Here is a 13,155-nt window from a genome sequence, read left to right as displayed (position 1 = left end):
CCGGTCGCCTGAACCGGCGGCCACGCCCAGCCGGCAGCGGCCGGCCAGCCCGCGATCACGCGTCGACGGCCTCGGTGAACGCCGAGTAGATCCCCGCGACGGCAATGCCGGCGAGATGCCACTCGCGCGCGTCCTCCTCGCCGAGCGCGACCGTGCGCGGAGTTTCGATCATCGCGGGGTTGATGCGGCGGTGGTCGCCCATCCCGTCGATCATCGCCATCACGGCGACGGCGAGATCGTGCTCGGTGACGCCCGCCCGCATGCGCAGCCCGAACGCGGCGTTGAGCCCGCGGTAGACCTCGGCCATGCGATCCAGGTACCGCTCGACGATCTCCGCGATCTGCACGCGGATGCCTTCCCCGCCCGGCACCGCGTCACCACTGGAGAGCGCCGCTGAGATCGTGCGGTAGACGCTCCAGGCGACCGTGTCCTCCACGGACGCCATGTTGTGCGCGACAGCGACGCGCAGCACCTCGCGCAACGCAGCCTGCCGCCCCGCCGGAGTGTTCGCGGCGTCGGAGCTCTCAGCCAGCGCCCGCTCGATGAGCTGCAGCGTCTCGCCGTCGAAGCCGGTGTCGAATCCGGGATCAGCCTCGAAGAGGGCACGGACGAGGTCCGCGACGAAGGCCGCGCGGTCGGGCCAGATGCGGAAGACCGTGGACCGCGGTACGCCGGCGGCGCGGATCAGATCCTCGAGCTCGATGTTCGCGTAGTCGAGCAGCAGGCCCTCCGCCTTGACACGCTCGACGGCGGCGTCGAGCATGAGCGCCCGCGTCTCACCCGCGGGTCGGCGTGATCGGGGTCCGGGATCCTGCACCCTTCGATTATCGCTGGCACGCGGCAGGTTGTGGGCCCCGCGGCGCGCGGGGAGGACCGCGGTGCCGGGTCCCCACAACCCGGCACCGACCTGGTCCTCCGCACGACAGCCTGGGGCCGTCGACGGATCACCCGTGCTCGTTCCCCCCAGGGTCGAGCACGTTGGCCACTCTAGAGACTCTGAGTCTCATGTCTCAAGTCGACGTGTCAATCGCTGAGGAGGAACTGATCCACCATCACGTGTCCCCACTCGCCGGTGGCATCGTCGAGGATCTGGATCTGCGCCGTCCGTCCGGCGAACTCCCTCACATCCCACTCCACCGGGCGCAGGCGCGCCGAGTCCTCGCCGGTCGCGGTGCGAACGGGCTGACCGTCGACGAGCAGCTGCACCGACGTCGCCGGCTCCACGCCCAGCGGATGATCGCCCCCGCCGACCAGGAAGTGGAGGAAGTTCCGGTCGACGGTGAAGGGCGGCGAGGTGATCGCGCCGGTCGCCGGGTCTCCTCCGCCCGCGAAGGTGTCGGCGACTTGCGCCCCGACCTGTCCGACCAGGCTCGAGGCTGAGGGAGCGGCCGCCGCGAAGCTGCCGGTCGCCGTCCACCCCGCTCCCCACGTGGCCCCTTCGAAGTCTCCGATGAGCTGCGCCGGCCGCTGTGCGACGCTGCCGAACTCCGTGATCGTCAGGTCGTGGAACGTGGCCGGCCCGCCCGCCGAGTACAGTGCGATGCCGTCGTCGCCCGGCGGCGCGAACACCTGACTCGAGTGCACGTAGCGGCCGTCGTCGACGAAGACCTCGATGGTGGTCCGGTCCACGAGTATCCGCAGGCGCACGCGGCCGTCGTCGTTCGAGAAGGGAGTGCGGCTCTCGGACTTCCAGGTGCCCGCCGGATAGCCGGTCTGGCCGCGGTTGAGGTACGCGTAGGTCTCCGTCACACCGACGTCGGCGTGCCGGGTCCCGTCGGCGGATCGTCGCAGCTGCAGCCCGATGTTGGATGCGGTCTGCCATGTCACGTCCGCCTCCACCTGGTAGGCGTCCCCCTCGTACGCGAGGGGCAGAAACCCGTCCACGGTGACGTCGCCGAGGTCGGCGCGCGCCGTGGCGATGTTCGCCAGCGCGGCGACCGGCTGGGAGACCAGGCTGAGAGTCGACCCGTAACGCTTGAGCCGGATCTCCCGCGTGATGGAGTCGGTGCCGTTGAACCCGTCGGACTCCCACGTCGGCGTCGAGTGCGCGTAGTCCCAGTTGTTCATCCAACCGACGGCGTACCGCCGGTCCAGCGGCGCCGCCGGGTCCTCCCACGTCACCGCCCCGTACCAGTCGAATCCGTGGTCGAGCCATTGCGGGGCTGCCTGGTCGAAGGCGAACGACGTGCCGTCGAACGAGCCCGTCCAGTACGCGAAGGTCGCCGGCTCGTTCGTCGCATAGCCGTTCGCGCTCACACCGAACACCCACGTGAGGGAGCCGTCGTCGGCCCGGATCTGGAAGAGGTCCGGGCACTCGATGGTGCCGATGCCCGGGTTCACGTACTCCCAGACGCGCGACCAGGTCTTCAGATCCGGCGAGGTGTAGAAGCTGACGCGATCGCGCTCCGCGATCAGCGCCACCCAGCGGCCCCGCTCGGCGTCCCAGACGACCTTCGGATCGCGGAAGTCCGCCCGGCCTTCGTTGGGGATGACGGGCGCCTCGCCGTACGGCTGGAAGTTCCGGCCGCCGTCCGTCGAGTACCAGAGGAACTGGGCTTGCGGGCCGGACGCGTTCGCCTGCTGGGCGAGGGTCGGATGATCCATCTGCGTGACGAGCATCACGACCGCGCCCGCGCCGAACCCGGCGGTATTCGCGTGATCGACGACCGCGGACCCCGACCAGAGGTCGTAGTTGGCATTGGTCTTCTTGGGCGCTGCGACGCCCTGATCGGCGAAGACGACGCCGTCGTAGGAGGTCGCCAGCCGCCATTCCGTGCCGAAGTTCGCCGTCGGATCGGCGTTGTAGTCGCCGTTGTACAGGTAGTAGTAGTGGAATCTGCCGTCGACGTAGACCGGCCGCTGCGGGTCGTTCTTCCAGTGGTCCGGCACCGTGAAGTGGTACTGCGCGCGGTAGTCGTCATCCGGGTCGGCGGCCCCGGCCGCGTCCGCCTGCGATCCGCCCACCAGTCCGCCTGCCACGCCGATACCGATCACGGCGAGCGCGCCGGCAGCCAGCCGCACCCGCCCTCGTCCTGCGTCTGACACCATCGTCATCCCTTCTCCGTGCGGGCGTCGCACCCCGCGATCGCGGGCTGGACCGGCACCCGCCCGCGGGGTGCCGGCCCGATCTGTGTCAGGCGCTCGCCACCGCCTCGGTGGCGCGCTGCACGAGCCGCCCTCCGCGCCACTCCACGGGCATGGGATCGGTGACGCCCCCGACGAACGCCCCATCTTCGCCGGCGTTCCGGAAGGCGAAGAGGAGCCACTGTCCGTCCGAGCGGCGTCGCAGCAGACGCCCGACGTAGAGCCGCTCGTCCGTCAAGGGGTACGCGGCGTCCACGTCGAACGGGCCGAGCAGGCTCTTCGCCGGCACCGCCCACGTGCCTCCGCCGGCGTCGCGCCGCGCGTCGGTGGCGTGCTCGGCGAGGCACGAGAAGATCAGCACCGGCTGCCCGTCGACGACCTCGGCCTGCAGCACCTCCAGCTGCCCGAACCCGTGCTCGCTCGGCACGGTCAGCGGTGCCCGCAGCTCCCACGTGCGCAGGTCGGGCGACCAGGCGTGACCCACCACGCCCCGGCCGGCGACGGGCCCCTCGGGCGCGCGAGCGGTGAGCAGCATGTGCCACCCGTCGCCGTCCGGGTCAGCGAACACCCAGGGGTCGCGGAAAGCCTCATCGTGCCAGGCGCCGCTCGCGAGCTTCTCGTACCAGGGCTCGCGTGCTTCGAGCACCGGCCCGTCCGCCTTGGTCCAGACGAGCAGGTCGGACGACGTGGCGTAGCCGATCCGCTGCACATTCCGGCCGTCGGCGGCGAGCGAGGCACCCGTGTAGAACAGGAACCACGTGCCGTCCGGATGCCGCACCACCGACCCGGTCCAGGTCGCGAGCTCGTCGAAGGCCGGAGCGTCGCTGTGCACGAGCGCGTCCGCGACCTGCGTCCACTCGACGAGGTCGGTCGAGACCGCGTGGCCGATCGCCGCGCGGTGGTGGCGGGCATCCGGATCATGGAGCGCGCGCGAGGCGTAGAGGAAGAACAGGTGGTAGCGGTCGCCGTCGTCGGCGAACCAGAAGTCCCATACCCAGGAGCCGGGGAGGTCGAACAATGCAGGAGCCTTTCGAGTCGGGCGCGAGACAGCGCGCCGGGTGAAGTGGTCGGCTGGACAGCCGGAAGCGAGAGTCGCCGAGAGGCAGGAGTGTCGGTCGGTCCGCGTCACGCGATCCGCGCGAGCAGCTCCTCCCGCCGCGGCGGGTCGGCGCCCGGTCGCGACACGGTGATCGCGGCGGCCTCGGCAGAGCGGCGCAGCAGCGCCTCGAGTTCGTCGGGACGGATGCCGCCGCCCGGCGTCCGCAGCCCGGGGCCCACCTCTCGAGCGAGAAGCCCGTCGATCAGGGCGCCCATGAAGGTGTCGCCGGCGCCCACCGTGTCGACGACATCGGTCGTCACGGCGGGAACCACGACCTCGGCATCCGCCGTCACCGCGATCGCTCCCTCGGCGCCGCGCGTGACCACGACCAGGGCAGGACCGCCGATCACCCACTCACGCGCCACCGCGATCGCATCCCGACCGGGGTGCAGCCACTGCACGTCCTCGTCGCTGGTCTTCACGACATCGGCGATGCCGATGAGCTCGTCCACGCGGGTGCGGACCGCCTGCGGGTCGCGGACGAGCGACGGGCGGATATTGGGGTCGTACGTGATGATCGCGCGGCCGTGCACCGCGCGCACGAGCGCGGCGACCTGACCGGCGCCGGGTTCGAGGACGGCGCCGACCGACCCGACGTGCACGAGGTCGGCCGAGCCGAACACGTCCTCTGCGAGTCGGGCGACCTCGTCGCCGAGATCCCACTCCAGATCGAACGTGTACGTCGCGGCCCCGCTCGCGTCGAGCACCGCAGTGGCGGTCGACGTCCGCGGGGCGGCGACGGCGTCGACGGCCACCCCGGACTGCTCGAGCCAGCGGCGCACACGGCGTCCCCGGTCGTCGTCGGCGAGTCGCGTGACGAGGATCGGAGCGCGGCCGAGGCGACCGAGCGTCAGCGCGACGTTCGCGGGGCTGCCGCCCGGCGCCTCGTCGACCGCCCCGCCGGCGCGGTGCACGATGTCGACCAGGGACTCGCCGACCACGACGACGTGCGGAGCGGCATCCGTGCTCATCCCTTCACCCCGCTCGCTGCGATGCTGCTCACGAACGCGCGCTGGAAGATCAGGAACACGATCAGGACCGGCAGCGTGATGAGCGACGTGTACGCCATCACTTCGCCCCACGCGGTGTTCAGCTGGAAGAAGTACTGCATGCCGACCATGACGGGCCGCAGCTCCTCCTTCTGCACCACCATGAGCGGCCACAGGTACTGGTTCCAGGCGGGCAGGAAGGTCAGGATCGCGACCGTCGCGAACGCCGGGCCCGACAGCGGCACGAGGATGCGGCGGTAGATGGTGAACCAGCTGGCCCCGTCGATCCGGGCCGCCTCGTCGAGCGACTTCGGGATCGTCGAGAAGTACTGCGTGAACAGGAAGATCGAGAACGCGTTCGCGATGAACGGCACGATCTGCACCTCGTAGGTGTTGAGCCAGCCGAAGTCGTACTTGAGCACCCCGCCCTCGATCACGAGGGTCGGCAGCTGCGCCACCCAGTAGACCATCGGCACCGCGATCGTCTCGAACGGCACGATGAGCGTGGCGATCACGACGGCCAGGACGACGATGCGCCCCTTCCACTGCAGTCGCGACAGCGCGAAGCCCGCCATCGAGTTGACGATGAGACCGAGTCCGACGGTGAGGACGGTGACGAACACGGAGTTGAACAGGAACTGCGCGACGGGCACGCGATCGAAGACCCCGAAGTAGTTGTCGAGGCTGATGTCTCCGGTGGGGAGGAACGCGTTCACCGAATCGACGTCCTGCAGGATCTGCGCGTCGGGCTTGAGGCTCGAGACGAACATGAACACGAGCGGGAACAGGAACAGCATGCCGAACAGCGACATCGCGATGTACAGGAGGATCTTCCCGCGCAGTCGATGCGACTTCTCGCTGCGAACGGGGCGCGCCGGCGGCGACGGGCGACGCACGTCACGCGCCGTGGTGAGGGTTCGGGTCTCGGACATGGGTCAGTCCTTCTCTCGCGTCAGCCGGCGCTGGATGAGCGCGATGATCAGCACGGCGACGAAGAAGATGAGCGAGATCGCGGCGGCGTAGCCGATCTCCTGCTGCTCGTAGCCCTTCCGTACGGCGTGGAAGACGATCGTGGAGGTCGAGCCCTGCGGGCCGCCCTGGGTCATCACGTCGACCTGCACGAAGAGGCCGAGGGCTGCGATCGTGATCGTGACGAGCACGAACACCATCGTCGGGCGAAGGCCCGGCCAGGTGACGTTCGTGAACTGGCGCCACGGGCTCGCGCCGTCCATCCTGGCGGCCTCGTAGAGCTCTTCGGGAATCGTCTGCAGACCCGAGAGCCAGATGATCATGTGGAATCCGACGGCCTGCCAGATCGACATGAAGATGATCGCGCCGAGCGCGGTCTGCGGATCGTTCAGCCAGTCGGCGCCCGACCAGAGGCCGAAGGTGAGGGCGTCGATCATCGAGTTGATGAGGCCGTCCTGCTGGTACATGAACTTCCACAGGATCGACACCACGACGATCGAGGTGACGACCGGGATGAAGAAGATCACGCGGAAGGCGGTGACCCCGCGCATGCGCCGGTTGACGAGCACCGCCAGCAGCAGCCCGAGGGCTGCCTGCACGGGCACGACCACCAGCGCGAAGACGGCCGTGTTGCCGACGGACTGGACGAAGAGCGGGTCGGCGGTGAACGCGCGGACGAAGTTGTCCATCCCCACGAAGCGCGGGGGGTTGGGCGAGATGAGCCGCGCGTTCGTGAACGACAGCGTGAAGGCGAGGATCACGGGGATGATGAGGAACAGGACCAGGAGGATGCCGGCGGGGGCGATCATCCCGAGTCCGGCCCAGGTCTCGCGCCCCTTGATGGAGCGGAAGCGACGGAGTTCGCGCCGAGGTTCTTCGGCGGCGACCGTCGGTGGAGTGACAGTCATGGCAGGTCTCTCTGAGGATGCGCCGGCGGGGGCATGAGGCCCCCGCCGGCGCGGCGGATCACTGGAAGCCGTACCCGTCGTTCGACGCGATGTTCGCGTCGATGTCCGACACGGCGCGATCGAGCGTCTCCTGCACGTCGGCGCCGCTCATGATGTCCTTCGCGGCCGTCTCGAACGTGGCCGAGATCACCGCATAGGCGGGCGTCTCGGGACGCAGCACCGCGTACTCCTGCGAGAACTCGACGAACGGGCGCAGGGCGCCGTCGTCGCCGAAGTACTCCGACGCCTGCGCGGCCGCCTCGGTGGCGGGGATCACGACCTGCTTGTCGGCGAACTCGGTGATGTACTCGTCCTGGAAGCTGAACTCGAGGTACTCACGAGCGCCGTCGGCGTCGTTGCACTCCGACGAGATGCCCCACTGCCACGAGCCGCCGCCGATCTTCGGGCCGTTGCCGAGGTCCGGCGGGGGCAGGATGAGCAGGTCGTCGCCGACCGCGTCGAGCGCGGCGACGGCGTTCCAGACGCCCGTGTAGCTGAGCGCCACCTCGTCGTCGACGAACTCCTGGTTGCCCACGGTCCCGCTGTTGTCGGCGTAGCCGTCGGCGAAGAGACCGGCGAACCACTCGCCCCACGCGACCGCCTCAGGTCCGTTGAGCGCGCCGTCGGCGGTGAGCATGGTCGAGCGGTCGATGAGGTCGCCGCCGAAGCTCTGCAGGAACGGCGAGTACGCGTACGGCCACCACTCGCCGGTGTCCTCGGCGCCGATGTCGATCGGGGTCTCGTAGCCGGCATCCTTCAGCGTCGCCAGAGCGGCGCCGAACTCGTCGGCCGTCCACGGCTCCTCCATCGTCGGGATGCGGATGCCATTGCCCTCGAGCACCGACTCCCGCGCGAAGATGGCGAGCGCGGCATCCCAGTACCCTGCCGAGTAGATCTCGTCCTCCCAGACACCGACCGCGGTGGGCAGCAGCGAGTCGGTGAGCTCGGTCGGCAGCTCGAGCGGCTGCAGGTACCCGGCCCACGCCCAGTTGGGCATGATCGGCCCGTCGAGGTCGAGAAGGCAGGGAAGATCTCCGGATGCCGCGGCCGCGACGATCGCGTCGTTGTAGGCGCCCTGCGGGAACGACTCGTGGACGACCTCGTACTCGTCCTGCGAGTCGTTGAAGTCGGAGATGATCTGCTCGTAGACCTCGAGCTCGGCGGGGTTTCCCGCCGAGTGGGTCCACATCGTCAGCTGTGTGCGGCCGTCCGCGGTCGTGTCGTCTCCTTGACCGGCCTGCCCGCAGCCGGTCAAGGCGATCGCCGTGACCAGCCCCGCGGACACGAGGATCGGGGTCCTTGTGCGCATTGTTGTGGTTTCCTTTTCTTGGTGACTCACGCCCGCGTGGGTCACCGATCGGTGGCCGCCTGTGGCGGCCTCTCGGTGTGTGAAGCCCGTCGCCGGTTCGGTTTGGCGACTTGCGCCGGCGGCGGGCCTACGGAGTCTCGTCGGATGACGGGACACTCCATGAGGTGCGTGGCGTCCTCGTCCCCCTCTGCGCGGACGCCGAGCGCGACCTCCATCGCCCAGCGGCCCATGTCGTAATGGGGCAGGGCGATGGTGGTGAGGGGGGGATCCTGTTCCGCGGCGATGAGCTGCTGATCGTCGTAGCCGACGATCGAGAGATCCCGCGGGATGTCGAGGCCGCGGCGGTGCGCGGCGATGTACACGCCGACGGCCATGCGGTCGTTGAAGCAGAAGATCGCGGTGGGGCGCTGCTCCTCGGGGAGCTCGAGCAGCTGTTCGAAGGCGGCGCGCCCGCCGCGGGCGGTCGTCTCGCCGTGAACGTGGAGCGCCGGATCGACGGGGATGCCGTTCTCGGCGAGCACTTCGAGATAGCCCTCGTGGCGCAGGGTGGACGCGATGGGAGTGTCGTCGGTGTCGATGTAGGCGATGCGCCGATGCCCCGCGGCGACCAGTTCGCGCACGGCCGCCGCGCCCCCGGCGCGATCGTCGGGGACGACGGAGCGGAAGCCGCCGTTCTCGGGCCGGCAGTCGAGGAAGACCGCCCCGGCGGGCAGTCCGGCCGGAGCGGGGACCACCTGATGCCACATGCACGCGTAGATGAGCGCGTCGACCTGCTGGGCGGTGAGCGCGCGGATCGCGTCGGCTTCGATCGCACTGTCGCCGCCGGTGTCGATGAGGAAGACGAGGTGGCCGTTCGCTCGCGCGGCGTCCTGCGCCCCGGCGAGCATGTCCCCGGCGAACGGAGTCGTCGCGATCTGGTCGGAGATGAGGCCGACCGTGCGGGTCTGCTGCGTGCGCAGCCCGCGGGCGACGGAGCTCGGCGCGTATCCGATCGCGCGCGCAGCTTCGCGGACGCGAATCCTCGTCTCCTCCGAGATGCGCGACTCCACATCGTTCATGACGAGCGAGACCGTGGTCACCGAGACGCCGGCTGCCGCCGCAACGTCTGAGATCCGGGCCCTCGCCATGTTGTGCACTCCGTTGTGATAAATCGATTTATCGAACGGGTCGATTATGAACCGACGAGCGGCGTCGCGTCAAGCGCCATGTCTCTGAAGCCCGTGTCCCCCGAACGGCCGACATGCGCGATCCGCCATCCCGTGTCACTATGAATAGGCGATGCAAATCGATTTGCATCGCTCGATCTCGAAGGAGCTCCAGAAATGAACACTCCCCCGAAGCGCGTCAGGCGCATCCTGACCGGCGGCGTCACCGCTGCCGCCATCGCGGTATCGGCACTGGTCGGACTGCCGGCCGCTGCCGCCGTCGGTCCCGTCACCGCAGCAGCGCTGCCCGACCTCCAGGACGGACCCGAACCGACCGTCCACACTCAGGAGGCCTTTGCCCCTGAGGACGACTTCACTGCCAAGTGGACCCGGGCGGACGCGCGGCAGCTCAAGCGCCTGTCCGACCCGACTGCGGGCTCGAAGCAGAACTCGATGCCCGCCGAGCTCACGATGCCCGCGGTTCCGCAGGACTTCCCCGACATGAGCAATGAAGAGGTCTGGGTCTGGGATTCCTGGCCGCTGACCGACGAGGACGCCAACCAGTACAGCGTCAACGGCCAGGAGATCATCTTCTCGCTCGTGGCCGACCGCAACCTGGTGTTCGACGAGCGGCACGTGTTCGCGAAGATCGGCTACTTCTATCGCCCGGCCGGCGTCCCCGCCGACGAGCGTCCGGAGAACGGCGGCTGGACATACGGCGGCCTCGTCTTCGACGAGGGCGTGACCGGCCAGATCTTCCCCGACCAGTCGTACAGCCACCAGACCCAGTGGTCGGGTTCGGCGCGCATCTCGAAGAGCGGCGAGATCAAGCTGTTCTTCACGGATGTCGCGTTCTACCGCAACGAGGACGGCAGCAACCGCAAGCCCTACGACCCGCGCATCGCGCTGAGCGTCGGCAAGGTGCACGCCAACAAGAACGGCGTGAAGCTGACCGGATTCGACGAGGTCACCGACCTGCTGCAGGCCGACGGCACCTACTACCAGACCGGTGCGCAGAACGAGTTCTTCAACTTCCGCGACCCGTTCACGTTCGAGGACCCGGCGCACCCGGGTGAGACCTTCATGGTCTTCGAAGGCAACTCCGCCATGCCCCGCGAGAGCGCGACGTGCAACGAAGAGGACCTCGGCTACCGCGAGGGGGATCCCTTCGCAGAGACGGTCGAGCAGGTGAACGCCTCGGGCGCCACGTATCAGATCGGCAACGTCGGTCTCGCGAAGGCGAAGAACGAGGACCTCACCGAGTGGGAGTTCCTGCCGCCCATCCTGTCGGCGAACTGCGTCACGGATCAGACCGAGCGTCCGCAGATCTACATGAAGGACGGCAAGTACTACCTCTTCACCATCAGCCACCGCGGCACGTTCGCGAACGGCATCGATGGGCCTGAGGGCGTCTACGGCTTCGTCGGCGACGGCATCCGCAGCGACTACCAGCCGATGAACGCCGGCTCGGGCCTCGCGCTCGGCAACCCGACGAACCTGAACTTCGCCGGCGGGCAGCCGTTCGCGCCGGACTTCAACCAGCCGATCGGGCACTTCCAGGCGTACTCGCACTACGTCATGCCCGGTGGACTGGTGCAGTCGTTCATCGACACGATCGGCACCGAGGGCGACTTCCGCCGCGGCGGCACTCTCGCACCGACGGTCAAGATCGACATCGACGGCGCCTCGTCGGCGGTCGACTACTCGTACGGGGACGGCGGGCTCGGCGGCTACGCCGACATCCCGGCGAACATCAACGTCAACTCCGCGGGCAAGCAGAAGCCGCTGCGCTGACCCGAACTGCGCAAGAACGGATGCCTCGGCACGGCCTCGTGCCGAGGCATCCGTCCCGCTCCGTCTCGCCCCGCTTGCCCGACATTCTCTGCCCGCCCGATCCGGAAGGAACCCGCGATGCACGACGCACACGATGCCCAGACCACGTTCCCCTGGCGGCGCGCCCTGCTCTGGGCGGCAGCGGCCATCGCGGTGGTCGCTCTCGTGCTCGGAACGGCGGTCACCCTGCTGAGGCCGTCGGAAGGCAGCCCCGGGGTTCGGCCCACACCGACGGCACCGTCGGCGGGTGCGGGCGAGCGGCCGGCGGACTGGTCGCCGCATCGGCCGGGGATCCACATCACGCCCGGCGAGAACTGGATGAACGATCCGCAGAAGCCGTTCCTCCTCGACGGCGTGTGGCACTACTACTACCTGTACAACGCGGACTACCCCGACGGGAACGGCACGGCGTGGTACCACGCGACCTCGACCGACCTCGTGCACTGGCAGGACGAAGGCGTGGCGATCGAGAAGTACGCCAACGGCCTGGGCGACATCTGGACCGGCACGGCGGTGGTCGACGAGCACGGCACCGCCGGGTTCGGCGCAGGTGCGGTGATCGCCCTCGTCACCCAGCAGGTGGACGGCGTGCAGCGGCAGTCGCTCTTCTTCTCGCGCGACGGCGGGTACAGCTTCGAGTCGTACGACGGCAACCCGGTGATGGACAACCCCGGCGTCGCGGACTGGCGGGACCCGCGCGTGTTCTGGGACGACGCCTCCGGGCGCTGGGTGATGGCGCTGGCCGAGCACCACCGGATCGGCTTCTACACCTCGGCGAACCTGCGCGAGTGGACCTACGCCTCGGACTTCCCGACCGCCGGGCTCGGCGTGCTCGAGTGCCCCGACCTGTTCCCGATGTCGGTGAACGGGGATCCCGACGACGTGCGCTGGGTGCTCGCGGCCGGTGCCAACGGCGCGGCGGAGGGTATGACGACCGGCACCGCGTACTGGGTCGGTCAGTGGGACGGCGAGCGCTTCACGGCCGACGGAACCGGGCACCAGTGGCTGGATCACGGACCCGACTACTACGCCGCCGTCACATGGGACGACCCCCGCCTCGAGGGCGAGGACCGTCTGGCGTCGCGGTACGGCATCGGCTGGATGAACAACTGGGCCTATGCCGGCAGCCTGCCGGGCGAAGACTGGCACGGCGGCTCGGACTCCCTCGTGCGGACGATCTCGCTGCGCGCGAACGGTGCTGGCGCCACGCTGCATTCGACGCCGGCACCGGAGCTGGACGCGCTGGCCGGAGAGCGCCAGGCGCTCGCGGACGCGCAGGTGGACGCCGAGACCGCGGTCGAGGTCGACGCGCCGGCGTCGGGCGCCTATCGGCTGAGGCTCACCGCGTCCGAGGCGGCCGACGACACCGGCGAACTCCGCGTGAAGGTGCTCACCGGCGACGGCACGTTCGCCACCGTCGGCTACGACTTCGCTGCGGGGGTCGCGTTCGTGACGCGCGACGCGGACGCGGTCGCCGAAGGGATGCCGGAGGCGTACCGCGAGGTGCGCACGGCGCGCGTCGCACCGGTCGACGGCCGGGTGGAGCTCGACATCGTCGTGGATGCGGCGTCGGTCGAGGTGTTCGCCGGCGACGGGGCCGTCGCGCTGACGATGGCGACCTTCGGATCGGCAGGCGAGCGCGGACTGCGCATCGAGGGGGCGGATGGTGCGGTGAGCGTCACCGACGCGAGCCTCACTCCCCTGCGCGTCGCGCCCGTCGAGCGGACCGGTCGCGGCCAGACCGGTCGCGGCTAGCACGCGGCGCGCGGGTCAGCGGACG

At 69.5% G+C, this 13,155-nt stretch carries 10 protein-coding genes; 2 read left to right on the top strand and 8 right to left on the bottom strand.

All coding sequences use genetic code 11. The features are described 5' to 3' along the window. Positions 1-55 precede the first annotated feature (55 nt). The 8 genes from MRBLMI12_RS13875 to MRBLMI12_RS13840 form a co-directional block, all read right to left on the bottom strand. Complete coding sequence (locus MRBLMI12_RS13875; protein WP_363357014.1) at positions 56-817, bottom strand: hypothetical protein; 762 nt, start codon at positions 815-817, stop codon at positions 56-58. A 206-nt stretch (positions 818-1,023) separates the two neighbouring features. Continuing rightward, on the bottom strand, positions 1,024-3,054 hold the full coding sequence (locus MRBLMI12_RS13870; protein WP_363357013.1) for a glycoside hydrolase family 32 protein: 2,031 nt from the start codon (positions 3,052-3,054) through the stop codon (positions 1,024-1,026). Between the two features lie 79 nt (positions 3,055-3,133). Then, complete coding sequence (locus MRBLMI12_RS13865) at positions 3,134-4,102, bottom strand: glycosyl hydrolase family 32 (RefSeq protein WP_363357012.1); 969 nt, start codon at positions 4,100-4,102, stop codon at positions 3,134-3,136. Positions 4,103-4,209: 107 nt separating this feature from the next. Further along, the gene (locus MRBLMI12_RS13860) at positions 4,210-5,154 is read right to left on the bottom strand and encodes a carbohydrate kinase family protein (RefSeq protein ID WP_363357010.1); all 945 of its coding nucleotides are present in this window, start codon (positions 5,152-5,154) and stop codon (positions 4,210-4,212) included. After that, on the bottom strand, positions 5,151-6,104 hold the full coding sequence (locus MRBLMI12_RS13855; RefSeq protein ID WP_363357009.1) for a carbohydrate ABC transporter permease: 954 nt from the start codon (positions 6,102-6,104) through the stop codon (positions 5,151-5,153). Before MRBLMI12_RS13855 ends, MRBLMI12_RS13860 begins: the two co-directional genes overlap by 4 nt. 3 nt (positions 6,105-6,107) lie before the next feature. Continuing rightward, on the bottom strand, positions 6,108-7,049 hold the full coding sequence (locus MRBLMI12_RS13850; protein ID WP_363357008.1) for a carbohydrate ABC transporter permease: 942 nt from the start codon (positions 7,047-7,049) through the stop codon (positions 6,108-6,110). A 58-nt stretch (positions 7,050-7,107) separates the two neighbouring features. Then, positions 7,108-8,397, bottom strand: coding sequence for a sugar ABC transporter substrate-binding protein (locus tag MRBLMI12_RS13845; protein ID WP_363357007.1), 1,290 nt, complete (start codon positions 8,395-8,397; stop codon positions 7,108-7,110). A 41-nt stretch (positions 8,398-8,438) separates the two neighbouring features. Further along, entirely contained in the window at positions 8,439-9,524 is a 1,086-nt protein-coding gene (locus tag MRBLMI12_RS13840) for a LacI family DNA-binding transcriptional regulator (RefSeq protein WP_349426444.1), read from the bottom strand. Between the two features lie 195 nt (positions 9,525-9,719). Here MRBLMI12_RS13840 and MRBLMI12_RS13835 point away from each other — a divergent pair, with 195 nt between their 5' ends. Together MRBLMI12_RS13835 and MRBLMI12_RS13830 are read left to right on the top strand one after the other, a co-directional pair. Further along, a complete protein-coding gene (locus MRBLMI12_RS13835) occupies positions 9,720-11,336 on the top strand; it encodes a glycoside hydrolase family 68 protein (protein ID WP_363357006.1) in 1,617 nt (538 codons plus the stop codon). 117 nt (positions 11,337-11,453) lie between these two features. Beyond that, a complete protein-coding gene (locus MRBLMI12_RS13830) occupies positions 11,454-13,130 on the top strand; it encodes a glycoside hydrolase family 32 protein (protein WP_363357005.1) in 1,677 nt (558 codons plus the stop codon). Positions 13,131-13,155: the final 25 nt, after the last annotated feature.

This window comes from Microbacterium sp. LMI12-1-1.1 (assembly GCF_040676455.1).
In the GTDB taxonomy this organism is placed as follows: Bacteria; Actinomycetota; Actinomycetes; order Actinomycetales; family Microbacteriaceae; genus Microbacterium.
Note: the sequence above shows the minus strand (reverse complement) of the source record. Positions and strands in the feature narration are given on the sequence as shown.